Origin of the sequence: Acetonema longum DSM 6540, from assembly GCF_000219125.1 — a bacterium.
GTDB lineage: Bacteria > Bacillota > Negativicutes > Sporomusales > Acetonemataceae > Acetonema > Acetonema longum.
The window spans coordinates 1-261 of record NZ_AFGF01000195.1 but is presented as its reverse complement, the minus strand read 5'-3'; the positions used below and the strand labels follow the sequence as shown (position 1 = coordinate 261).

General features: G+C 45.6%; 1 pseudogene. It reads right to left on the bottom strand.

Annotation, left to right across the window (positions count from 1 at the left end):
- Positions 1-102: 102 nt before the first annotated feature.
- Positions 103-261 (bottom strand): annotated as a pseudogene (locus ALO_RS22180) (IS110 family transposase); the annotation flags it as partial.

Sequence of the window (261 nt, the reverse complement as noted above, 5' to 3'; positions counted from 1 at the left end):
AAATTCTATAAGCCCTCTTTCTTGCTGGAAAAAAAGGCAGGAGCAAACAAGCTATGGATATTTCCATTTTATCACAAGTTACTGCAGAACAAAACAGACTACCTAATCCGTCTCATAAGGGCGATACTCGGACTTCGTTTTCATCATCCCGTAAATAATCCTGACCGCTCGCCGCATGATACACACTAGGGCCTGGGGCTTCGTCTTTCCCTCCCGGATTCTGCGGAGAAAATACGCATGAAATACAGGGTGCCTCGGTTT